This window comes from Hyphomicrobiales bacterium (genome assembly GCA_016710435.1).
Lineage (GTDB): Bacteria > Pseudomonadota > Alphaproteobacteria > Rhizobiales > Aestuariivirgaceae > Aestuariivirga.
Genome location: JADJVV010000001.1, coordinates 756,281 through 777,824, shown reverse-complemented (window position 1 = coordinate 777,824; position 21,544 = coordinate 756,281). Strand labels below are relative to the sequence as shown.

General features: G+C 64.7%; 21 protein-coding genes and 1 pseudogene. 13 read left to right on the top strand and 9 right to left on the bottom strand.

From position 1 onward, the window contains the following. Positions 1–41 precede the first annotated feature (41 nt). Positions 42–500: a hypothetical protein gene (locus IPM06_03785; GenBank protein MBK8769536.1), complete on the bottom strand. Its 459-nt coding sequence runs from the start codon at positions 498–500 to the stop codon at positions 42–44. Next, positions 479–895 (bottom strand): OsmC family protein, encoded by a 417-nt coding sequence (locus tag IPM06_03780; GenBank protein ID MBK8769535.1) that lies wholly within the window; start codon positions 893–895, stop codon positions 479–481. Before IPM06_03780 ends, IPM06_03785 begins: the two co-directional genes overlap by 22 nt. Positions 896–981: 86 nt before the next feature. Between IPM06_03780 and IPM06_03775 the strand changes: the two genes are divergently transcribed. Genes IPM06_03775 through IPM06_03765 form a run of 3 tightly spaced genes read left to right on the top strand, consistent with a single transcriptional unit; the run spans position 982 to position 2,898 of the window. After that, a complete protein-coding gene (locus IPM06_03775) occupies positions 982–1,251 on the top strand; it encodes a MoaD/ThiS family protein (protein ID MBK8769534.1) in 270 nt (89 codons plus the stop codon). Between the two features lies 1 nt (position 1,252). Further along, on the top strand, positions 1,253–2,356 hold the full coding sequence (locus IPM06_03770) for an exo-alpha-sialidase (protein MBK8769533.1): 1,104 nt from the start codon (positions 1,253–1,255) through the stop codon (positions 2,354–2,356). 59 nt (positions 2,357–2,415) lie between these two features. Further along, complete coding sequence (locus IPM06_03765) at positions 2,416–2,898, top strand: VOC family protein (GenBank protein ID MBK8769532.1); 483 nt, start codon at positions 2,416–2,418, stop codon at positions 2,896–2,898. Positions 2,899–2,900: 2 nt separating this feature from the next. On the opposite strand, the gene IPM06_03760 is transcribed toward IPM06_03765, so the two are convergent. Next, positions 2,901–3,803 carry a phosphotransferase family protein gene (locus tag IPM06_03760; protein MBK8769531.1) on the bottom strand — a complete coding sequence of 301 codons (903 nt, stop codon included), beginning with the start codon at positions 3,801–3,803 and terminating at the stop codon, positions 2,901–2,903. A gap of 42 nt (positions 3,804–3,845) precedes the next feature. On the opposite strand from IPM06_03760, the gene IPM06_03755 reads away from it, so the two are divergent. Further along, complete coding sequence (locus tag IPM06_03755; GenBank protein ID MBK8769530.1) at positions 3,846–4,487, top strand: class I SAM-dependent methyltransferase; 642 nt, start codon at positions 3,846–3,848, stop codon at positions 4,485–4,487. On the opposite strand, the gene IPM06_03750 is transcribed toward IPM06_03755, so the two are convergent. Further along, a complete protein-coding gene (locus tag IPM06_03750) occupies positions 4,484–5,167 on the bottom strand; it encodes a haloacid dehalogenase type II (protein MBK8769529.1) in 684 nt (227 codons plus the stop codon). The genes IPM06_03755 and IPM06_03750 overlap by 4 nt on opposite strands. 135 nt (positions 5,168–5,302) lie before the next feature. After that, complete coding sequence (locus IPM06_03745) at positions 5,303–6,046, bottom strand: cytochrome c biogenesis protein CcdA (protein ID MBK8769528.1); 744 nt, start codon at positions 6,044–6,046, stop codon at positions 5,303–5,305. A gap of 148 nt (positions 6,047–6,194) precedes the next feature. On the opposite strand from IPM06_03745, the gene IPM06_03740 reads away from it, so the two are divergent. From IPM06_03740 to IPM06_03710, 7 genes and pseudogenes are all read left to right on the top strand, one after another. Then, complete coding sequence (locus IPM06_03740; GenBank protein MBK8769527.1) at positions 6,195–7,133, top strand: zinc ABC transporter substrate-binding protein; 939 nt, start codon at positions 6,195–6,197, stop codon at positions 7,131–7,133. Between the two features lie 63 nt (positions 7,134–7,196). Then, positions 7,197–7,853 (top strand): DUF1007 family protein, encoded by a 657-nt coding sequence (locus tag IPM06_03735; protein MBK8769526.1) that lies wholly within the window; start codon positions 7,197–7,199, stop codon positions 7,851–7,853. Then, positions 7,841–8,968, top strand: coding sequence for a nickel/cobalt transporter (locus tag IPM06_03730; protein ID MBK8769525.1), 1,128 nt, complete (start codon positions 7,841–7,843; stop codon positions 8,966–8,968). The genes IPM06_03735 and IPM06_03730 overlap by 13 nt, the downstream gene beginning before the upstream one ends. Before the next feature lie 9 nt (positions 8,969–8,977). Then, positions 8,978–9,436 (top strand): tryptophan-rich sensory protein, encoded by a 459-nt coding sequence (locus IPM06_03725; GenBank protein ID MBK8769524.1) that lies wholly within the window; start codon positions 8,978–8,980, stop codon positions 9,434–9,436. 197 nt (positions 9,437–9,633) lie between these two features. Further along, a complete protein-coding gene (locus IPM06_03720) occupies positions 9,634–10,506 on the top strand; it encodes a hypothetical protein (protein ID MBK8769523.1) in 873 nt (290 codons plus the stop codon). Next, positions 10,472–11,851, top strand: a complete 1,380-nt coding sequence (locus tag IPM06_03715) for a DNA polymerase Y family protein (protein MBK8769522.1) — start codon at positions 10,472–10,474, stop codon at positions 11,849–11,851. Before IPM06_03720 ends, IPM06_03715 begins: the two co-directional genes overlap by 35 nt. 71 nt (positions 11,852–11,922) lie before the next feature. Then, positions 11,923–15,157, top strand: a pseudogene (locus IPM06_03710) (error-prone DNA polymerase). A 4-nt stretch (positions 15,158–15,161) separates the two neighbouring features. Here the strand turns inward: IPM06_03710 and IPM06_03705 are convergent. From IPM06_03705 to IPM06_03690, 4 genes are read right to left on the bottom strand one after another with little or no spacing between them, the layout of a single operon-like run. Then, a complete protein-coding gene (locus IPM06_03705; GenBank protein ID MBK8769521.1) occupies positions 15,162–15,959 on the bottom strand; it encodes a gamma-glutamyl-gamma-aminobutyrate hydrolase family protein in 798 nt (265 codons plus the stop codon). Positions 15,960–15,972: 13 nt separating this feature from the next. After that, positions 15,973–17,238: a chromate efflux transporter gene (gene chrA / locus IPM06_03700; protein ID MBK8769520.1), complete on the bottom strand. Its 1,266-nt coding sequence runs from the start codon at positions 17,236–17,238 to the stop codon at positions 15,973–15,975. Then, the gene (locus IPM06_03695) at positions 17,235–18,224 is read right to left on the bottom strand and encodes an arginase family protein (protein MBK8769519.1); all 990 of its coding nucleotides are present in this window, start codon (positions 18,222–18,224) and stop codon (positions 17,235–17,237) included. The genes chrA and IPM06_03695 overlap by 4 nt, the downstream gene beginning before the upstream one ends. Positions 18,225–18,252: 28 nt before the next feature. Beyond that, positions 18,253–19,257 (bottom strand): HAMP domain-containing histidine kinase, encoded by a 1,005-nt coding sequence (locus IPM06_03690; protein MBK8769518.1) that lies wholly within the window; start codon positions 19,255–19,257, stop codon positions 18,253–18,255. 216 nt (positions 19,258–19,473) lie between these two features. Here IPM06_03690 and IPM06_03685 point away from each other — a divergent pair, with 216 nt between their 5' ends. After that, a complete protein-coding gene (locus IPM06_03685) occupies positions 19,474–20,511 on the top strand; it encodes a ferrochelatase (protein ID MBK8769517.1) in 1,038 nt (345 codons plus the stop codon). Between the two features lie 60 nt (positions 20,512–20,571). After that, positions 20,572–21,531 carry an SPFH/Band 7/PHB domain protein gene (locus IPM06_03680; protein ID MBK8769516.1) on the top strand — a complete coding sequence of 320 codons (960 nt, stop codon included), beginning with the start codon at positions 20,572–20,574 and terminating at the stop codon, positions 21,529–21,531. The last annotated feature ends 13 nt before the right edge of the window (positions 21,532–21,544 follow it).

Here is a 21,544-nt window from a genome sequence, read left to right as displayed (position 1 = left end):
GGCCCAGCATGGAACGCAGGGCGCGCCGTGACAAGACGGGCTCAGGCCTGCAATTCGTCGGGGCAGGTGGACGCCGTTCCCTTCACCGCGCCCCGGGCGGTGTAGTCGGAGCGCTTTGCCGGGTCCATCGCCTCCCGTTCACTGTCGGCGGCGGCGTAGAAATCGAAGCAGTTGGCGCTCACCTGCACGATGCGGAAACAGCCGCCGGTCATCGCCGTGTAGAAGGTGCAGAACAGGTTGTTGACGACGGACCATTGCCCGCCGCTTGAGGCGCGGGGATCCCAGTAGTCGATGTTGCCGCCGCTGAAATAGGTTTCGCGGAAAGCCAAGCCGTCATTGTAGGCGCCTTCCACCGTCTTGCCCTCGAAGGCGGAAATTATGTCGGGGCCCTGCAGCAGCCTGGGCGCAGTCGTGACCGTCGCGCTGTCCGCCAGCCACAGCATGAGCAGCGGCAGGGCGATGGCGGCAGCGCCGGGGCTCAGGCTTCGATGATCTTCCATGCGTGGGAAATCTCCGCGGTCTTCTCGAACATCTTGGAGGCTGAACAGTATTTTTCCGCCGAAAGTTTGACGGCGCGCTCCACCACGGCGGGTTTCAGTCCGTGGCCCTTCAGCACGTAGGTCATGGTGACTTTCGTGAAAACTTTGGGGTCTTCCGTGGCGCGTTCACCGTCGAGTTCGATTTCGCAGCCCGTCACTTTCTCGCGCGCCTTTTCGAGGATCATCACGATGTCGAAAGCGGTGCAGCCGCCGAGGCCGAGCAGCAGCATTTCCATGGGGCGCACGCCGATGTTGCGGCCTCCCGCCTCCGGCGCACCATCCATGACGACGGCATGACCCGAGCCCGACTCGCCCAGGAAGGCGCGGCCGTTGATCCAGGTGATTTTGGCTTTCATCTGATGCTCCCGGAGATTGCGTGGCCTTCCCTTAGGGTCGCGGGCGGGATTGGTCAAAGGACAAAAGCCGTGTTAGCCTTTGGCCCATGGCCACTGTCCATTTCACCTCGAACCTGCGGCGCCATGTGGATTGCGCGCGCGTGGAGAGCACCGGAGGTACGGTCAGGGCCGTGCTGGATGGCGCCTTCGCGGCCAATCCGCAGCTCCGCCACTATCTGCTGGATGACCAGGGGGCGCTGCGCAAGCACATGCGCATCCTCATCGACGGCCAGGCCATCAACGACCGGCACCATCTCTCCGACATCGTGACGCCCACTTCGCAAATCTGGGTCATGCAGGCCCTCTCGGGAGGCTAGAATGGCACCATCCCTCATGGTTTCCACCCGCAAGGGCTTGTTCGATGTGGCGAAGGGAAGCCGGGGATGGATGGTGCGGGATGCCCATTTCCTGGGAGACAACGTCACCCTCACCCTGCACGACCCCCGTGACGGGGCCGACTATGCGGCGCTGAACCACGGGCATTTCGGCATCAAACTGCATCGCCGCGACAGGGGCCGCAAAAGCTGGAAGGAAATCACCACGCCCGCCTATCCCAGGAAGCCGGAGACGCTTGTCGATCTTGATGGCTGGGGCAAGCCCGTCACCTGGTCCACGCAACTGATCTGGTCGATGGAGACGGGTGGTCCCAACCAGAAGGGCACGCTCTGGGCCGGCACCTTGCCGGGCGGTCTCTTTCGCTCGCGTGACCGGGGCGAGACTTGGGAGTTGATGGAAAGCCTGTGGCGTCACCCGTCGCGCAACAAGTGGCTGGGCGGCGGTGCCGACATTCCGGGCATCCACTCGATCTGCGTTGACCCCCGCGATCCGGATACGGTTCGCGTTGCGGTCTCGTGCGGCGGCGTGTGGGTCACGAAGGATGGCGGCGAGACCTGGGCGCAGTCGGCCCATGGCATGCGCTTTGGCGATGGTCCGCCGGAAGAAGTGGCCAACCCCGAGACGCAAGACCCGCACATGATGGTGCAATGTGCCGGAGACCCGTCGTGCTTCTGGGTGCAGCACCACGCCGGCATCTTCAAATCAGTCAACGATGGCGTGACGTGGCGCGAGGTGAAGGCCAAGCCCTCTTCATTCGGCTTCGGCGTTGCTGTTCATCCGCAAGACCCTGACACGGCGTGGTTCGTGCCGGGCATCAAGGATGAAAAGCGAATCCCCGTGGGCGGTGCGCTGGTGGTCACGCGCACGCAGGATGGCGGGCGGACGTTCAAGAGCCTCAGCAAGGGCCTGCCGCAGAAGAATGCCTATGATCTCGTCTTCCGCCACGGCCTCGCCATTGACGGCAGCGGCAAGCGCCTTGCCATGGGGTCGACGACGGGCAACCTGTGGGTCAGCGAAAACGGTGGCGAGGGGTGGAAGCAGGTCAGTTCCACGCTTCCACAGATCTATGCGGTGCGCTGGGTGTAACGGTGGAACCGCACGCGGGCCTTCGGCGTTGAAGCCCCGGCGGCCGAGGAGGACTTGCGATGAACAAGAGCACAATCTGCCTGTGGTACAACCACGACGCCGAAGAGGCCGCGAATTTCTATGCGGAGACATTTCCCGACAGCAAGGTGACGGGCATCCACTACGCGCCCTCGGATTTTCCGGATGGAAAGAAGGGCCAGGTACTGCTCGTTGAATTCACCGTCTGCGGCATTCCGTGCATCGGCCTCAACGGCGGTACGGCCTTCCGCCACAACGAGGCGTTCTCTTTTCAGATCGCTACCGACGACCAGGTTGAAACCGACCGCTACTGGAACGCCATCGTGGACAATCACGGCGAGGAAAGCGCCTGCGGCTGGTGCAAGGACAAGTGGGGCGTGTCGTGGCAGATCACGCCGCGCGTCCTGACGGATGCCATGGCCAAGGGTGGTGCCGTTGCCAAGCGGGCCTTCGATGCGATGATGCCCATGCGCAAGATCGACGTTGCCGCGATCGAGGCGGCGGTGCGGGGCGAAGCCGCCTGAGATCAGATGGCGGCAAGATGCCGGGCAAACCCCGGCGCTGCCATCAGAGTCTTGCAGCGGTTGAAGCGGTTGAGGGCATACGCCGCGAAATCATCCGCGGGATTCTTGTTGGCATGCTGGATCAGGCCCCACAGGGTCCACAGCAGATCGCACATGGCCTTGTAGATCACCATGCGGCCGTGATCGGCGGCGGCGGGCGCGCCATCGAAGTAGGCCGACAGCATCTCCATCTCCTGCGTCTGGTCAAAGCCTGCCTCGACGGACAAATCTCCGAGGTCCCACATGGGATCGTTCATGCCGGAGTATTCCCAATCGACAATCCACATGCGGCTGCCGGTGTCGATGAAGTTCTCGCACAAGGGATCGCAGTGACAGGCAACAAGCGGTGCGGGTTTGCGCGCCAGTGCGGCGCGGATGGCATCGGCCTCGCGCACCACGTCATGATAACCGTCCGGCAGGTCCACATCCTTGGTTGCCAGCACCTTGAGATAGTCGTCGATCATGGCGAAGAGTTCGAAGCGGAACGGGAAGAGTCCGCCCGAGGTGTGCAGGCGGCGGAGTGCCAGTCCGGCGCGGGCGGGTGAGCCCTTGCGGCTTCGGAAGGCGTCGGGCGACATGGTCACGGCATCGGGCACCAGCACGGTCGCCATCACACCGGTCTGTGGATCGGCGTGGATCACTTCGGGGCTCACGCCCGCCGTGGCGGCGACACGGGCTGCCTCCGCCTCATGGGTCCGGTTGATGTATTCCTCCGTGCCTTTGCCGGGGATGCGCAGCACATGGCCCCCGGCGCGGTAGACCCGGTTGGTCAGGCCACCCAGGCGCTCAATGGGGCCGGAATAGGCCGAGAGGGTGGGAATGACGCGCATGGCGTCGCGGGCGTCTTTTTCTTCTTCTGGCGTCATGGCAAAACGCTAACATGCAAAAAACAACTTTGGGAAGAGATCATGGGGCAAGGTGACGGCGCGAAGCACGACGGCTTTCTCGGAGCTGTCTATGACTCCCGAAGCACGACGGACGTTGCGGCCCTCTACGACAAGTGGGCGGCCACCTATGACGCCGAGATGGCGCAGGCGGGCTACCGCCATCCCACCATCTGCCTCGCCCTGCTGGCGCGCCACCTGCCAAAAGGAACAGCGCCCCTGCTGGACGCCGGAGCGGGCACGGGCCTGATCGGGGAATGGTTGCAGATCATGGGCTACCCGCAAGTCGAAGCGCTGGATATTTCCGAGGGCATGTTGAAGGTGGCCGAGACGAAGCGCTGTTATTCCGCCTTTCATGTGCTGGCGCTGGGCGGGCCCTTGCCCTTTGCCGATGACAGCTATGGCGGCGTCATCTCGGCGGGCGTCTTCACCTCCGGTCACGTTGGCGCGGAAGGCCTGGATGAGCTGATCCGCATCACGCGGCCCGGCGGCATCATCGTGCTGACCGTGAAGAACACCCTGTGGGAGGCAGGCTTCGCGGAGCGCGTGGCGGCCCTCGAATCAGAAGGACGTGTGAGCCGCGCCGAAGAGACGGAGCCTTACGTGTCGATGCCCGGCGAAACCGGGACCACCCCCAGCCGCGGGCTGGTTTTGAGGGTGCGCTAAACCAGTTCCGCCAACTCAACGAGGCTGGTGATCACGCGGGCGGGTTTGCCGGGGATGTTGTCGTCGATGGTGGGCTGGCGGGCGATCCGCACCACCTGGAAGCCGAATTGGGCTGCGGCCTGTGCATCCCAGGTGTTGGCGGATACAAAGCAGATCGATGGCGTGTCGTGGATCACCAGCTTCTGCATGGCGAGACGGTAGACGCGGCGGCTTGGCTTGTAGATGCCCACTTCCTCGGCCGACAGCACGTGATCGAAGAGCTTGTCCATCCCGGCGTGGCGCACGGTTGAATCGAGCATCGATGGCGAGCCATTGGAGAGAATGGCCGTGCGCTTGCCCTTCTTCTTCAGCGCCGCGAGACCCTCCAGCGCATCGGGGTAGGGATCGAGTTTGAGATAGAGCGTCATCAATTCATCGGCGAGGCCGGCTTCATTGATGTCGAGTTGCTTGAGGGAGTAGTCGAGCGCCTCGCGCGTCACATGCCAGAAATCGGCATGCACGCCCATGAGGCTGCGGAGCCAGGTGTATTCCAGTTGCTTGCGGCGCCAGAGAGGCGCCAGGTCCACCGCCTTGTCACCAATTTCGCCTGCGAGTTTTTCCACCGGAGCGGCGACGTTGAACAGCGTGCCATAGGCGTCAAAGACGCAGGCCTGAATGCCTTCCAGTTTCGCCGCTGCCATGGGTCTTGGTCCTCGTGCCGGACACTACAGCGTTTTGATGTTTTGCAGAACCATCAAAATCGCCTTGGGTTATTGATGCCGATCCATTCGCCTGAATCTTGGCGGTCCCGTCAGAGCGCAGATTTTCCTGGACGATCAGCCGATGGATGCAAGGCCGGGGAACCACTCGATCAGCCAGTAGGAGAGCGTCTGCATGGAGCCTGTGAGGAACATGACGCCGGTGATCACGAGCAGCAGTCCCATGATGCGCTCCACCTTCGGCATGTGGCGGCGGAACTTGCGGGAGAAGCCGAGGAACGTATCAAGGCTGAAGGCGGCGATGAGGAAGGGAATGCCGAGGCCCAGCGAATAGATGGCGAGCAGGCTCATGCCCTTGCTGACGCTTTCCGTCGATCCTGCCACTGAGAGAATGGCGGCCAGCACAGGCCCGATGCAGGGCGTCCAGCCGAAGGCAAAGGCAAGTCCGATGCCGTAAGCGCCGATCAGCGTCACGCCTTCGCCGGGATGATGGTAGCGCTTCTCCTGCGCGAGGAAGGAGAGGCGGAAGAGTCCGAGGAAGTTCAGCCCCATGACGATGATGGCGATGCCGGCCACCTGCGTCAGCACGGGAAGATACTGGCGCAGCATCTGCCCGGCGGCGGAGGCCGTGGCCCCCAGCAGCACGAAGACGGTGGTGAAGCCGAGCACGAAGCACAGGGCCGCCAGCATCACGCGGAGGCGATGATGGTTCTGTACCTTTACTTCTTCTCCGGAGAGATCGTCCAGCGAGACGCCGCTGATGTAACAGAGATAGGGCGGCACCAGCGGCAGCACGCAAGGGGAGAGGAAGCTGAGAGCTCCCGCCAGAAGAGCCGCGCCGATGCTGACATTCAAATCCATGCCCGGCTCTCTGGCAGGGGATTGGCCGTGGCGCAAGGCAGGCAGCGTCGCGGGGGCGTCACGATCGCGTGCGCAGGGGGAGGAAAACCGGACTTGATCGATCGCCTGGATATGTTATGTTATAACATATCCAACCATGGGAGGGTGAATGCGCCTGAATACCTGCCTTGCAGCGCTCGCACTCGGGACCGCGATTTCTACGCCCGGCGCACTCGCCGGCCCCCGCGTCATTGCGTCCATCGTGCCGGTACATTCCCTCGTGGCATCGATCATGGACGGCGTGGGGGAGCCGGAACTTCTGTTGCAGGGGCTGAGCAGTGAACACCAGGCCTCCTACGCGCCGCGGCAGATCGAGGCGCTGGGGTCCGCTGATGTGGTGTTCATGATCGGTCACGGCCTTGAACTGAAGCTTGATGAATTGAGCGGCAGCGAAGCGGTGAACCGCCGGACATTCGTCGCCCTTTCGGACACGCCGGGCCTGACGAAGCTGCCGATCCGTGTGGGGGCCACCTTTCCGGCACATGTGCATGACGCGGGCGAAGCGGAGGACGGCCATGCCGACGGCACGGCGGCCTACGACCCGCATCTCTGGCTTGATCCCGAGAATGCCAAGCTGATGGGGGCGGCGATTGCCGGGACGCTGGCGAAAGCCGATCCGGATCATGCCTCGCAATACGCTGCGAATGCCAGGGCCTTGTCGGCGGAGATTGATGCACTGGAAGCCGCGTTGCGCCGCGACCTTGCGGATGTGCGCGGCAAACCGTTCCTCGTGCAGCACGACGCCTACCAGTATTTCGAAAGGCGCTTTGGCCTCACGGCGGCTGGAAGCATCACGGATTTTGCCGCGAGCGAACCGTCGGCGCAGCGGCTGAAGGAGGTGCGCGACATCGTCAAGGAATCGGGTGCCGTGTGTGTGTTCCGTGAGCCGCAGTTCTCGGCGCGCGCCGCAGATGCCGTGACGGAGGACACGCCCGCCCGCAGTGGTGTTGTCGACGGCATCGGCAGCACGCTGGTGCCGGGCAAGCAGGCCTACGGCACATTGCTGAGCACTTTGGCGCAGAGCCTGAAAGACTGCCTCGCCGGGTGAGGCCTTCACTTTCTCGCCCCATTCTCCGATCATTGCAGGCGTCGAATCGGATTTTGGAGCGACATGCGGCGGCCCATCCTTTCTCTCGTCTTTCTCTGCGGCGTGGGCCTGTCTTCGGCGTCGGCGCATCCGCATGTGTGGGCCGATGTGCGCACGAGCCTGATGGTGGACGCACAGGGCCTCATCACCGGTGTGCGCATGGAGTGGACCTTCGATGAAGCCTACAGCGGCTTCGCACTCGATGGACTCGATGTGAACGGTGACGGCACCTATGGACCGGAAGAAATCAAGCCGCTCACCGACGAGAATATCGCAAACCTCGCGGAGTCCGACTACTTCGCCGTGATGCGGCAGAACAACAAGCCGCTGCCGCATGGCAAGGTCACGGACTACACGCAGATCTACGAGAACAACCGCCTGACGCTGGCCTTTGTCTTCCCGCTGGTGACACCGGCCGATCCGCGCAAGGGCGTGTTCGACTACAAGGTCTATGACCCCGACTTCTTCATCTCCTTCGATTACGTGAAGGATGATCCCGTCGATGTGGAGGGAACGCTGCCGCAGGGCTGCAGCTGGGAACTGAAGCCGTTCCTCAGCGATGAGGAACTGGAGAAGAAGCGCAACTTCCTGGCCGACAAGGGCACGGACTGGGTGAATGACACGGGCGAGGATTTTGGCTCGCTCTTCGCGCGCCCGATGGTGGTGACATGCGGCTCCTGATCCGCGCGGTTCTGGTGCTGATGATGCTGGCGGGAGGGTTCTCGCTGCCGGTGCTGGCGCAGGAGGGTGCATCATCGCCACCGCCGCCGAAGATCGTGATCGACAAGCGCAAACTGCTGGTGCCTCCCCGCAATCCCGACGGGTCGATCATCGAGACGCCGTTCAGCGAGGACCCGGTGCGCTGGGCGCGGGACAAGCAGCAGAATTTCTATCACAGGCTCTCCGGTGCGATCCGCGGGCTTGCGTCCGATTCGCCGCTGCAGGCGGGATGGACGCTGGTGTTCGTGAGCTTCCTCTATGGCGTCTTCCACGCTGCCGGTCCGGGGCATGGCAAGGTGGTGATTTCGGGCTGGCTCGTTGCCACGCAGAACGACCTGAAGCGCGGCATCGCCATCGCCGCCCTGAGCGCCCTGTTCCAGGCCCTGACGGCGATCATCATCGTGACCGCGTTGCTGGCGCTGGTGGGAAGTGCTGCCGGCATGGCGCGAGACGTGGCGGGCTTCCTGGAAAGCGCCAGTTATCTCATGATCGCGGGACTCGGGCTTTATCTGATCTGGACCGGCCTGCGGCGGCCGGCGGTGGCGGTTTCCGCACCGGCACCCGCACCGGCACCCGCACCGGCACCCGTGCCGGCAGGCGTGGCGATGGGCGCAGACGATGGCTTCCGCTTCGAATTGGCGGAGCCCATGTCCGCATCACTTCCTGCTGGTCATGTGCACGGGCCGGAGTGCGGCTGCGGCCATGCCCATGTGCCGGCGGCGGCTGATGTCCGGGGAGACTGGTCGTGGCGGCGGGCCTTGTCATTGGCGCTGGCGGTGGGCCTCAGGCCCTGTTCGGGGGCGCTGCTGGTGCTGCTGTTTTCCTGGGGCATGGGGCTCTACTGGGCGGGAATCCTGTCCACGCTGGCCATGGGGCTCGGGGTGTTCATCACCATCTCGGCCATCGCTGCGCTGGCGGTGTTTGCCAAGGGTGCGGCATTGCGGTTTGCCGGATTGGGGAACCAAATGCTGGAGCGTGTCGTATTGGTTGTACGCCTGCTCGCCGGAGCAGGCATCGCGGCACTTGGCGGGCTCATGTTCTGGGCCTCGCTCGGCAGCGTCAACGGGATGATGTAAAGGTTGATCATGCGGGATTTTCTGGCACTTCTGGGGTTCATCGTGCTGTGCCTCGCGGTGGGCGCGCTGGGCGGATGGGCCACGGCCCAATCGGTGGCGGACTGGTATCCGACCCTGGCCAAGCCCTCGTGGACGCCGCCACCGTGGCTGTTCATGCCGGTGTGGACGACGCTCTACGTTCTCATGGGCATTGCGGCGTGGCTGGTCTGGCGCAAGGGCAATGCGCGGGGCGCCATGCTCATCTTCGCGGCGCAGCTGCTCTTGAACCTCGCCTGGTCGTTCCTGTTTTTCGGAGCCCGTTCGCCGGGGCTGGGGCTGCTCGACATCATCCCCTTGTGGATTGCGATCGCGGCGATGATCTTCGCCTATTCCTTCAGAAGCCGCCTCGCCGCCTTCCTGATGGTGCCCTATCTCGCCTGGGTCAGCTTCGCCACCGCGCTCAATGCGGCGTTGTTCATGCTGAATTGATGAGGGTTCATTCCCTTATTAAGAATTAAGGCACATTTGCGGGCTTGACTCTTGCGGTTGTGCGTGACAGAACAAATACAGAACATTCTGGACATCCTGTCATGCGTATCAACCCGATGCCCCTTCGGGCGGCGGGGGCGTTTTCGCGCCCGGCGTCTGCCTCACTCACCGGCTCTCCTGCAGGGGAGCCTGCCGCCATGCCTGCCGTGGCCCGGGTTCTGCCGGAGCGGGAGGAGGCGCAAGCCCTGATCGCCCGCCTGCGGGAGCATCTGGCCCGGCAGGGAGACGCAGGGGTCCAGCCGTCTCCCGGGCGACGGGCATCGCGCCGGGACAGCGTACCCTGGACCTTGGGCCTTCCGGACCTCGACAGGTTCCTGCCGGGCGAGGGATTGGCCGGGACAGGCCTTCATGACATCTCGCCTGCCGCCTATGGCGACTTCCCGGCGGCCTGTGGCTTTGCCCTGGCGCTGGCGGTTCGGCGCCTGACAGACCCGCGGGAGAAACGCCCCGTTTTATGGTGTCGTCTCGAAACTGAACAGCGGGAGTATGGTCATGTTTTTGGTCATGGCGTGGCGGCCATTGGCCTTCCCCGGGCCCGCTTTCTCACGCTCAGCCTGAAGCGTCCCGTGGCCCTGTTGTGGACCCTGGAGGAGGCTCTGAAATCCGGCTGTTTATCCGTGGTTCTGGGTGATGTTGCAGCGCACACTGCTGATCTGACGGCGACCCGTCGGCTGGCTCTGGCGGGGCAGGCCGGAGGCTCTGCCGGCCTTATTGTATTGACTCGATACAGTATGGATTCGACGGCCAGCTCCAGTCGATGGTGCATTGCAGCATCACGCTCGCCCCCGGCCGCATCCGATCTCCGCGCCCCCGGACTTCCCGCCTGGCAGGTGGCCCTTACCCGCATCCGGGGCGGCCGCCCCGGTTCCTGGACACTCAACTGGCAGAAGGATCATGCGCCGTCTCGTTTCACTCTGGTTCCCGGCCTTTCCGGTGGAGCGCTTCATTCGGGCGCGGCGGAAGAGGCGGGCCCCCGTGCCGCCCCCAAGCCTGCCCTTCGCGCTGGTTGAACGGGGCGCCAAGGGGCTTCGGCTCGCGGCCGTCAATGCGGCGGCGCGGGAATTCGGACTCATGCGCGGGCAGCGGCTGGCGGATGCGCGCGCCGCCGTGCCCGATCTCCTGAGCGAGGCCCATGAGCCGGAGCAGGACATCGCCAGTCTGCTTGGGCTGTGCCGCTGGATGGAACGCTACAGCCCATGGGTCGCCCCGGATGTGCCGGATGGCATCCTCATGGAGGTGACGGGCATTCCCCACCTCTTCGGCGGGGAGGCCGCCATGATGGCGGGCATGAAGGCGCGGCTGGCGGGCTATGGCTTTACCGCCCGCATTTCCTGTGCCGCCACCATCGGAGCCGCCTGGGCGCTGGCCCGTTATGGACGCGAGGGCGAGGACAGCCTGCAGGACCTCCCGGTGGAGGCGCTCCGCATCAATGCCGATGCCGCCCGCACCCTGCGGCGGCTGGGGCTGAAGACCATCGGGGCCCTCACCAGCCTGCCGCGGGCGAGCCTGGCGCGGCGCTTCCGTGGGGAAAGCATCCATGAAAACGTGCTGCTCCGCCTTGATGAACTGCTGGGCCAGAGGGCCGAACCGCTCAATGCGGTCAATCCTGAAACCTCGGTCATGGCGCACCGCGGGTTCCTGGAGCCGGTCATCACCCATGAAGGGCTGGTAACGGTGCTGCGCACCCTTTCCGCCGAGGTGGCGCGGGCGCTGGAGGCCAAGGGTGAAGGGGCCTTGCGGCTCATTCTCAAGCTCTTCCGCAGTGATGGCGGGCGGGTGCAGGTGCCCATTGGCCTCACGGTGCCGTCGCATGACGGCGGACATCTGTTCCGCCTGCTCTCGCCCCGGCTGGAGACGCTGGATGCGGGCTTCGGCATCGATGCCATGACGCTTGAGGTGCGCGAGGCGGGCTCTGCCGTGGCGCGGCAATACGGCTTCATGGAGGAGAACACGGCCAGCAACCTTGCCCAGCTCAACGACCGGGTGATGAACCGGCAGGAACGGGCGATCACGCAGCTTGCCGCTGTCGAAAGCCATCTGCCGGAGCGGTCGGAAGAGGCGCAGGCCTTGGGAATGCCCCTGCCACCGGCGGGAGGCGGCGGATTGCCGGAGCGGCCGCTGATGATCTTCGTGCCGCCGCAGCCCGCCCGCGTCATCGCCGCGGTGCCCGGATGGCCCGCCCATGTCACTCACCTGGCGGCGTGTCACGCGGCGCATCCTGCGCCATGCCGGGCCGGAACGGATCGCGCCGGAATGGTGGCGCGGCGACACGGGCACGCGGCCGCGCGACTACTACATGATCGAGGACGAGCAGGGCCGGCGCTACTGGATCTTCCGCGAAGGTCTCTATGGTGAAGACTCAGGCCCGCCGCCCAAATGGTTCGTACACGGACTATCGGCATGAGGAACCACGAGAGGGCTGCATCATGAACCGCTATGCCGAACTCGCCTGCGCTTCCAACTTCTCCTTCCTGCAGGGCGGATCGCATGCGGAGGAACTTGTGCTGCAGGCGAAGCACCTGGGGCTTTCGGCCCTCGCCGTCACCGACCGCAACAGCTTTGCGGGAATCGTGCGCGCCCATGGTGCGGCGAAGGATGCGGGCCTGCGTTTCCTGGTGGGTGTGCGGCTGGTGATGCGCGACGGCCTGGACCTGTTTGCCTGGCCCACGGACCGCAAGGCCTATGGGCGCCTGTGCCGGCTTCTCTCGCTGGGGCAGCGGCGGGCGGAGAAGGGGCAATGCCTGCTCACGCTGGAAGATGTGCGGGATTTTTCCGAGGGCACGCTCTTTGCCTTGCCGCAGGACCACGCGGTGCGGCTGGAGGAGGTCAAGGCCATCATCGCCGCGCCGCTTCACCTGGCGCTCTCCTGCCGTTTCGACGGGCGCGACACGGCGCGGCTGGCCGAGAGTGCCGCGCGGGCGCGCAGCGCCGGCGTGCCGCTGCTCGCCATCAACGACGTGCTCTACCATCATGCCGACCGGCGGCCCCTGCAGGATGTGCTCACCTGCATCCGCGAGAAGGTGACGCTGGCGGAAGCGGGCTACAAGCTGCAGGCCAATGCCGAGCGGCACCTCAAGACGCCGGATGAAATGGCGCGGCTCTTCCGCGCCTATCCCGACGCCATTGCCAACACCGTCGCGGTTGCGGAGGCGTGCCTCTTCTCGCTCGATGAACTGCGTTACGAATATCCTGAAGAGCCGGTGCCGGCGGGACTCGATCCGCAGGCCTATCTCTCGCATCTGGCCTGGGAGGGCGCCCGGGAGCGCTACCCCGAGGGCATTCCCCGCCAAGATCAAAAGCAACATCGCCAAGGAACTGGTGTTGATCGAGAAGCTCGACTACGCGCCGTATTTCCTTACCGTCCATGACATCGTGCGCTTCGCCCGCAGCCTCGATCCACCCATCCTCTGCCAGGGGCGGGGCTCCGCTGCCAACTCCACGGTCTGCTACGTGATCGGCATCACCGCGGTTGATCCCAACCAGATCGATCTTCTCTTCGAGCGTTTCATCTCGGAAGAGCGCAAGGAGCCGCCCGACATCGACGTCGACTTCGAGCATGAGCGGCGCGAGGAGGTGATCCAGTATCTCTACCGGCGCTACGGGCGCGAGCGTGCCGGGCTTGCCGCCACCGTCATCACCTATCGCGGGCGCTCGGCCATGCGCGAGGTGGGCAAGGTCATGGGGCTCTCCGAAGACGTGACGGGCGTATTGGCCGGAAGCATCTGGGGCATGATGCCGGAAGAGTTGCAGGAGAAGCGGCTGAAGGAGATCGGCCTTGATCCGGATGATCCGCATCTCGCCCGCGTGCTGGAACTTGCCGCCGAGATTGCCGGTTTCCCGCGTCATCTCTCGCAGCATGTGGGCGGCTTCATTCTCACGCGCGAGCGGCTGGACGAGACGGTGCCCATCGGCAATGCGGCGATGGATGACCGCACCGTCATCGAGTGGGACAAGGACGACATCGATACGCTCGGCATGCTGAAGGTCGATGTGCTGGCGCTGGGCATGCTCACCTGCATCCGCAAGAGCTTCGAGCTCATCGAGGCGTGGTATGGGCACAGATATGTTCTGGCCACCGTGCCGCGCGAAGATGCGGCCGTCTATGACATGCTGTGCAAGGCGGATTCCATCGGCGTGTTCCAGGTGGAGTCACGGGCGCAGATGAACATGCTGCCACGCCTCAAGCCGCGGCGCTTCTATGATCTGGTGATCGAGGTGGCGATCGTGCGGCCCGGTCCCATCCAGGGCGACATGGTGCATCCCTATCTGCGGCGGCGCGATGGTCTTGAGCCCGAGGACTATCCCGCGCCCCACCCGGATTTCGGGCCGCCGGATGAATTGCGCCAGGTGCTGGGCCGCACCAAGGGTGTGCCGCTGTTCCAGGAACAGGCGATGAAACTTGCCATGGTGGCGGCGGAATTCACGCCGGCGGAGTCCAACGAGTTGCGCAAGGCTTTGGCCACATTCCGGCGGCGCGGCACCATCGGGCGGCTGGAACAGAAAATGGTGAGCCGCATGGTGGAACGCGGCTACGACCCGGACTTTGCCGCGCGCTGCTTCAACCAGATCAAGGGCTTTGGCGAATATGGATTCCCGGAAAGCCATGCCGCAAGTTTCGCGCATCTCGTTTACGTCTCGGCCTGGCTCAAGTGCCACTATCCGGCGGTGTTCGCCTGCGCGCTGCTCAATTCGCAGCCCATGGGCTTCTACGCGCCGGCCCAGATCGTCCGCGACGCCCGCGAACATGGCGTCGAGGTGCTGCCTGTCGATGTGAGCTTCTCACAGTGGGATTCCGTGCTGGAGAAACGCGGCAGAGCGATTGCCGTGCGACTCGGCTTTCGTGAGGTGGATGGTTTGCGGGAACGGGATGCCACTCCGCTTCTCTGCCCTGCGGGGCAGCGGCGCCTGTCGGGAATGACGGATCTTCTGCGCCTCGGCCTTCCTGTTCCGGCGCTGGAGAAACTGGCCGCCGCCGATTGCTTCCGCTCCCTCGGTCTCGACCGGCGGCAGGGCCTGTGGGAGGTGACGGCGCTGGCCAAGGCGCGGGCGCCCTTGCCGCTCTTTGCTTTCGCTGAGGAACGGGACCAGGGGGCGGAGCAGCCCGTGCCGCTGCCCGAGATGCCACTCTCCGAGCATGTGGTGAACGATTACCAGACGGTGAAGCTGTCGCTGAAAGCGCATCCCATGCACTTCCTGCGGGCGCGCTGCGCGGCGGAAAAGGTGACGAACAACGGGGCGCTGAAATCCCTGCGCAACGGCCGTGCCGTATCGGTTGCGGGCGTGGTGCTGGTGCGTCAGCGGCCGGGTTCGGCGAAGGGGGTTGTCTTCCTTACTCTCGAGGACGAGTTTTCGGTGTGCAACGCGGTGATCTGGCCGGATGTGCTGGAGGCGCACAGGTCCACCGTGATGGGGGCGCGGCTGATGCTGATCCGGGGACGGGTGCAGCGGGCTGGCGACATCATCCACGTCGTCGCCAACCGCATCGAGGACAAGACGCACTGGCTCTCGTCCCTCACCGAGGATGGCCTGACGTTGCGCAGCACCACGGCGCGTGCCGATGAAGTGAAGAAGCCGGGGCCAGACCCCGCGCAACACCAGCAAAGCTCAACCCGCCATCCCCGCAACATCCGCGTGCTGCCGAGGAGCCGGGATTTTCACTAATGGCTTACGCCACGCGCCCCACGAAATGCGTCTCGCCACGCGAACGGGCGTGGGCGCGCACGGCATCGCCGAAGGTGGTGAAGAGCTTCACCGAGTCGGGATTGTTCGCGGCCTTGAACTCCGGGTGCCATTGGGTGCCGAAGGCGAAGGCTTTGGCGGTCTTCACCGACACGGCCTCGATCACGCCATCCGGCGCGGTTGCTTCCACGGCCAGTCCCTCGCCCAGGCGCTTGATGCCCTGGCGGTGGATGGTGTTCACCATGGTTTCGTCCTTGCCGAGCACGCGGTGCAGGAAGCCGTTGGGTGTGATGGCAATGGAATGGCGCGGCGCATAGCGCACGTCCACATCGTCGGACTTGGGCGCGCGGTGGTCGAGACGGCCCTCGACGCGCTGCAATTCCGTCTCCAGCGACCCGCCCATGGCGACGTTCAGTTCCTGGAAGCCGCGGCAAATGCAGAACAGGGGAATACCGCGCGCGATCACGGCCTTGATGAGTTGCAGGGTGGTGGCATCGCGGCGGTGGTCGTAGGGTTCGTGGTCCGCCGTGGGATCTTCGCCATAATGCGGGGGATGCACGTTGGAGACCGCACCCGTCATGAGAATACCGTCGAAATGGGCGAGCATGCCGTCGAGATTGCCGTGATCGAGCTGCGAAGGGATCATCACCGCATCGACATTGGCGACATCCGTCAGTGCACGGACATATTTGTCGCCGAGTGAATGGAACAGGAAGCCATCCTTCTCATAGGTATCAGCCGGAAGGCCGACCAACGGCTTTGACGAGGGCGCGCGCGACTTCACCTTGATCTCCAGGTCAGTTGACGACAAGCTGCCATATTAGCCCGGCCATTGCCGCCAAGGCCAGCGTTTTGGGAATGCCCAGCTTCGCCCAGAGCAGGGCAACACCGGCCAGCAGCGCCAGCACGGCCGAAGCCGGGTCGAAGCCCGCAAGCTCCGGCCACCACAGGGGCACGGGTCCCGGCAGGCGTTCCACTTTCGCAAAGAGCACATGCAGGCCGAACCAGAGGCTGAGGTTCAGGATGACGCCGACAACCGCCGCCGTGATGCGGGAGAGGGCGGCGGCGAGGCGCGGGCGCGATTGCAGGTAATTGATCCAGGGGGCGCCCGCAAAAATCCACAGGAAGCAGGGCGCGAAAGTCATCCACAGGAAAACCACTCCGCCCGCGAGGCCAGACCACAGGCTGCCCTCCTGTTTCGCGGCGGCGAGGAAGGCCACGAACTGGCCCACTAGGATGAGCGGTCCCGGCGTTGTTTCCGCCAGCGCCAAGGCGTCCACCATCTCGCGGGTGGTGAGCCATCCCGTCTGCTCCACCATGGTCTGACCGAGCGAGGTGAGGGCGGCATAGGCTCCGCCGAAGGTGACGATGGCGAGCACGGAAAACATGCGGCCCAGTTTTGCATAGATGTGATCGCTGCCGGGCAGGAGATGCAGGGCCGCCAGCGGCGCAAGCCACACGAACAGCCCTGTCGCGAGGGTGCGCAGCGTGGCCGTGCGGGAGGGACGCGGGACGGCAATGACATCAGGCGCTCCATCCCCGCGTTGCAGGAAACCCGCCATTCCCGCCAGCAGCACGACAAGCGGAAAGGGGAGCGCGAAGGCAAAGAGGGCGACGAAGGCCAGCGCCGCCGTGATCCAGTCGGCCGCCGACGTGAGGGCGCGGCGCGATACCTTCAGCAGGGCCTCCAGCACTATCGCCAGCACGGCCGCCTTCATGCCCCACAGAATGGCGGCGACGAAAGGCACGGTGCCGAACAGGATGTAGACCGCTGCCAGCGCGAAGATCACGGCCGCGCCCGGCAGGACGAAGAGAAGCCCGGCGATCAGTCCGCCGCGCACGCCGCCCTGCTTCCATCCGGCATAGGTCGCAAGCTGCATCGCTTCCGGACCCGGCAGCAGCATGCAGAAATTGAGGGCGGCGAGGAAATCCCGTTCGCGCAACCACTGCCGCTCCTCCACCAGTTCCCGGTGAAGCAGCGCAATCTGGCCGGCAGGCCCGCCGAAAGAGAGGAGGCCGATCCGCAGGAACACACGCGTTGGCGAGGGCGAGGCCTCCGTCACCGCGCCTGCTTGGCGATGTGGTGGAGCACATGCATGGCAATCCGCCCCGCCACCAGGGCGGCAACACTGTTGCGGTCCTTGGCGGGTACGAATTCCACCATGGCAAAACCGCCGATCCGCGCCTTGGCGGCAATGCCGGCGATCAGGTTTGTCACCTGCAGGAATGAGAGACCGCCAGGCGACGGATAGGCCACCGCCGGCATCACCGAGGAATCCAGCACATCAAGGTCGAGGGAGATGACACAGGTCGAATCCGGCTCGACATGTTGCAGCACGCTTTCAACGCCGTCGCGATGCAGCGTGTTTCCGGGCACGATGCGCGCACCCCAGGCGATGGCGGTGTCCACTTCACCCTGCCGGGCACTGCCGATGCCGCGCGCGCCCGCCTGCACGATCCGCCAGACATGGGGCATCTCGGAAGCGCGGCGCATGGTGGAGGAAAAGCCGAGGGGCTCGCCCTCGCGTTCCTGACGCCAGTCGATATGGGCATCGATCTGCACGATGGTGATGGGTGGTCCGCCTGCGAAGCCCGCGAGAAAGGGGATGGGCACGCTGTCGTCGCCGCCCACCATGATGGGCACGGCGCCCGCATCGAGGATGGCCTTCGTCTGTGCCTCGATCTTGCGGCGGTTGCCCTTGCCGTCCTTTGCTGCTGTTGCCAGATCGCCGAGGTCGACGGCCTTGAAGCCTTGATCGGGCAGAAGCCTGCTGCCGAAATCGAAGTCCCAATGGTCGAGCCACAGCGCATCACTTGCCAGGGCGGTTCGCACCGCGTCGGCGGCACCGGCATGGGGACGGTTGTCGATGGTCTTGTAGGGGGTGCCATGGGGCGCGCCAAAGATCGCGGCCTGGGTGCCTTTGGCTGATGCGGCGTAGACTGCACCCATCATGGCGGAGGCGCGGCGGCGGATTGCCTTCGCAGCCGGTGTGCGGGAGGGCTTGGCCGCATTCTTGCGGCGCGGTGACGGTTTCGGTGTCTTTGCCATGGCACGAAGTGTGCCGGAGAATCAGCAGTCAGGCAACGTGGCTTGCTTGTGCAAGGGGGGCTGCGGGAAGTGTCATCCAGTTCACCCGCGCGGCGGGAATAAACAGCCGCACCTCGGTGCCGGCGGCAGGACTGCTCTCCAGCGTCACGTCGCCTCCGTGAAGGCGCAGGATGCCCCGGGCGATGTAAAGGCCGAGACCCAATCCGGCATGGTGGCGCGCAGCACCTTCATCCAGTTGGCGGAAAGGTTCGAAGGCGCGGGCGCTGTCTTCGGGGGAAATGCCAGGCCCCGCATCCGTCACCGTGACGACAAGGCCGCCGCCTTCGCCGCGCAGCATGTTGACGTTGATGATGCCATCTCCCGGCGAGAAGGCGATGGCGTTGTCAATCACGCAGGCGATGGCCTGGCGCAGGCGGTTGGCGTCTCCGTGACAGGCGATGCCATCGGCGATCCGCGCCACGATGGTGACGCCGCGCGCTGCGGCTGCATCATAGCGGTCGCGGCACACCACCTCGATGATCTCCGCCAGATCACAGGCCTGCTCGGCGAGGTTCAGGGACTTGCTGGACAGGCGGTTGGCATCCAGAACGTCATTCAGGCGCTGCTGCAACTGGCGGGCATTGCTGACGATGGCGCCGGCAAATTCCTCGCGCTGGCGCCCGCCCGTGCCGGATGTCTCCGCATCGCGCAACAACTCGGAAAATCCCACGATGGCGTTGAGCGGCGTGCGCAGTTCATGACTGGCGGCGGCGAAGATGACCTGCGATGCGGGCGTCTCCCCGGCGGTCTCCCGCACCGGTTCGGCCGCTGGCGTTCGCGTGCGGGCGAGAGGGGCGGGTTGGGCCGCCACCGCGAGGGCGGCAAAGATGATGAGCGCGAGCCAAAGAAGGTCCGGCACGTCGACGCGGTTGAAGCGTCCGGCCGCCGTGAAGACGAGGCCTGTGAGCAGCAGCAGCGCCGCCGCGAACAACTGGCGCCAATGGCGCGTCAGTGCTCCGGCATGTTCCAGCCCGTCCGGTATTGTGTCCCTCATGATCCCAGCCCGTCCATCACACGGCCCCCCGTGGCAACGAATCAGGCGGCAGCTTAGCGCGACTTGCGGCGGAGGGCGCTGCCATTCGTGCGCGCCGACGGCGTGGCATGCGTGCCGATGGGGCGCGCGCCGTGTTGCACAATGGCTTCGCAGAGCGCGTCGTCCGCGCTAAGGGAGGCGCAATCCGGCGCTCAATCCGGTCCGTTGAAGTTGATCATGCCAGACATTTCCAATCCCCACCTGCCGCCGGGCCATCCGCCCATCCCCTCGCGCAAGACCGGGCTGCTGCTGTTGAACCTCGGCACGCCGGAGGCGACCGATTATTGGTCGATGCGCCGCTACCTGAGGGAGTTCCTCTGGGACAGGCGCGTGATCGAGGTGAACCGGGTGCTGTGGTGGCTGATCCTCAACGGCATCATTCTCACAACGCGGCCGAAACGATCCGGCCATGCCTATGAGCAGATTTGGAATCGGGAGCGGAACGAGTCGCCGCTCAAGACCTTCACGCGCGCCCAGGCCGAAAAACTGGCGGCGGCGCTGGGCCGTGCCGGCACTCTGGTCGTGGATTGGGCCATGCGCTACGGACTGCCGCCCGTGGCGGAGCGGGTGCAGGCCCTGAAGGACCAGGGCTGCGACCGCATCGTGCTGTTTCCGCTCTATCCGCAATATTCCGCAGCGACCACGGCCACGGCACTGGACAAGGTCTACGAGAAGCTCCTGACCATGCGCTGGCAGCCGATGATCCGCGTGGTGCCGCCCTATTTCGCGCACCCCGCCTATGTCGCCGCCATTGCCGACAGCCTGAAAGCCCACATGGACCAGTTGGGCTGGACGCCGGACCGCATCCTCGTCGCCTTCCACGGCCTGCCCAGGGAATATCTCGACAAGGGCGATCCCTATCATTGCCAGTGCCAGAAGACGGCGCGGCTGCTGCGGGAGCGGCTGGGCATGTCGAAGAATGATCTGCAGGTCGTCTTCCAGTCGCGCTTCGGCAAGGCGGAATGGCTCAAGCCCTACGCCCAGGACACGGTGGAAGAGCTTCCTTCGCAGGGGGTGAAGAAGCTGCTTCTCATCTCGCCGGGCTTCGCCTCGGATTGCGTGGAGACGCTGGAGGAACTGGCGATCGGGCTCAAGGAAACCTTCCTGGAAAAGGGCGGCGAGCAGTTCTCGGTGGTGCCTTGTCTTAACGATTCCCCGCGTTCCATTCAGATGCTGCAAACCATTGCCGGGGAAGAACTCACCGGCTGGGTCTGACAATCTTGTGCGATTCACCGGGGCGTCCCATATTGTCGGGACATTCAACCGGAGGTTCGCATGCCTGAAGGCCTTGGCATTTTCGTCATCATCCTGCTTGCGGTGGTGGTGTTCTACCTGCTGCGGGCCATCCGCATGGTGCCGCAAGGGTACAACTACACGGTCGAGCGCTTCGGCAAATATGTGCACACGCTGGAGCCGGGCCTCGGGCTGATCGTGCCGTTCATCGATCGCGTGGGCCACAAGATCAACATGATGGAACGTGTGATGCCGGTGCCGTCGCAGGAAGTGATCACCCGCGACAATGCCATGGTGACAGTGGACGGCGTGGCCTTCTTCCAGGTGCTGAACGCGGCGCGCGCGGCCTATGAAGTGCATGACGTCGAGAACGCCATCATCAACATGACAATGACCAACATCCGCACCGTGATGGGCTCCATGGAGCTGGACAGCCTTCTGTCACAGCGCGACCAGATCAATCATTCGTTGCTCGGCGTCGTCGACCAGGCCACGCAGCCGTGGGGCGTGAAGATGACACGCATCGAGATCAAGGACATCAACCCGCCGCGCGACCTCGTGGACTCCATGGCACGGCAGATGAAGGCCGAGCGCGACAAGCGCGCTTCCATTCTCGAAGCCGAGGGCATGCGCAGCGCCGCCATCCTCAAGGCCGAAGGCGAGAAGCAATCCTTCGTGCTGGAAGCCGAAGGCCGCAAGGAAGCCGCCTTCCGTGACGCCGAAGCCCGCGAACGCGCAGCCGAGGCCGAGGCCAAGGCGACACAGGTGGTGAGCGAGGCCATTGCCAAGGGCAATGTGCAGGCCATCAACTATTTCGTCGCCAACAATTACGTGAAGGCGCTGGAGTCTCTTGCGAAGTCACCGAACCAGAAGGTGCTGATGATGCCCGTGGATGCGACGTCGATTCTCGGCAGCATCGGCGGCATCGCGGAAATCGCCAAGGAAGCCTTCGGCGCGCCGCCCGCGCCCGAAGCTCCGCGCCGCCCGCGCAGCATGCCCTGAGGCGCTGGGTTGA

Bases quoted from the DNA above. Each gene is read 5' to 3' on its own strand.
- IPM06_03785 (MBK8769536.1), bottom strand. From the start codon at position 500: ATGGAAGATCATCGAAGCCTGAGCCCCGGCGCTGCCGCCATCGCCCTG.
- IPM06_03780 (MBK8769535.1), bottom strand. From the start codon at position 895: ATGAAAGCCAAAATCACCTGGATCAACGGCCGCGCCTTCCTGGGCGAG.
- IPM06_03775 (MBK8769534.1), top strand. From the start codon at position 982: ATGGCCACTGTCCATTTCACCTCGAACCTGCGGCGCCATGTGGATTGC.
- IPM06_03770 (MBK8769533.1), top strand. From the start codon at position 1,253: ATGGCACCATCCCTCATGGTTTCCACCCGCAAGGGCTTGTTCGATGTG.
- IPM06_03765 (MBK8769532.1), top strand. From the start codon at position 2,416: ATGAACAAGAGCACAATCTGCCTGTGGTACAACCACGACGCCGAAGAG.
- IPM06_03760 (MBK8769531.1), bottom strand. From the start codon at position 3,803: ATGACGCCAGAAGAAGAAAAAGACGCCCGCGACGCCATGCGCGTCATT.
- IPM06_03755 (MBK8769530.1), top strand. From the start codon at position 3,846: ATGGGGCAAGGTGACGGCGCGAAGCACGACGGCTTTCTCGGAGCTGTC.
- IPM06_03750 (MBK8769529.1), bottom strand. From the start codon at position 5,167: ATGGCAGCGGCGAAACTGGAAGGCATTCAGGCCTGCGTCTTTGACGCC.
- IPM06_03745 (MBK8769528.1), bottom strand. From the start codon at position 6,046: ATGGATTTGAATGTCAGCATCGGCGCGGCTCTTCTGGCGGGAGCTCTC.
- IPM06_03740 (MBK8769527.1), top strand. From the start codon at position 6,195: ATGCGCCTGAATACCTGCCTTGCAGCGCTCGCACTCGGGACCGCGATT.
- IPM06_03735 (MBK8769526.1), top strand. From the start codon at position 7,197: ATGCGGCGGCCCATCCTTTCTCTCGTCTTTCTCTGCGGCGTGGGCCTG.
- IPM06_03730 (MBK8769525.1), top strand. From the start codon at position 7,841: ATGCGGCTCCTGATCCGCGCGGTTCTGGTGCTGATGATGCTGGCGGGA.
- IPM06_03725 (MBK8769524.1), top strand. From the start codon at position 8,978: ATGCGGGATTTTCTGGCACTTCTGGGGTTCATCGTGCTGTGCCTCGCG.
- IPM06_03720 (MBK8769523.1), top strand. From the start codon at position 9,634: ATGCCTGCCGTGGCCCGGGTTCTGCCGGAGCGGGAGGAGGCGCAAGCC.
- IPM06_03695 (MBK8769519.1), bottom strand. From the start codon at position 18,224: ATGGCAAAGACACCGAAACCGTCACCGCGCCGCAAGAATGCGGCCAAG.
- IPM06_03690 (MBK8769518.1), bottom strand. From the start codon at position 19,257: ATGAGGGACACAATACCGGACGGGCTGGAACATGCCGGAGCACTGACG.
- IPM06_03685 (MBK8769517.1), top strand. From the start codon at position 19,474: ATGCCAGACATTTCCAATCCCCACCTGCCGCCGGGCCATCCGCCCATC.
- IPM06_03680 (MBK8769516.1), top strand. From the start codon at position 20,572: ATGCCTGAAGGCCTTGGCATTTTCGTCATCATCCTGCTTGCGGTGGTG.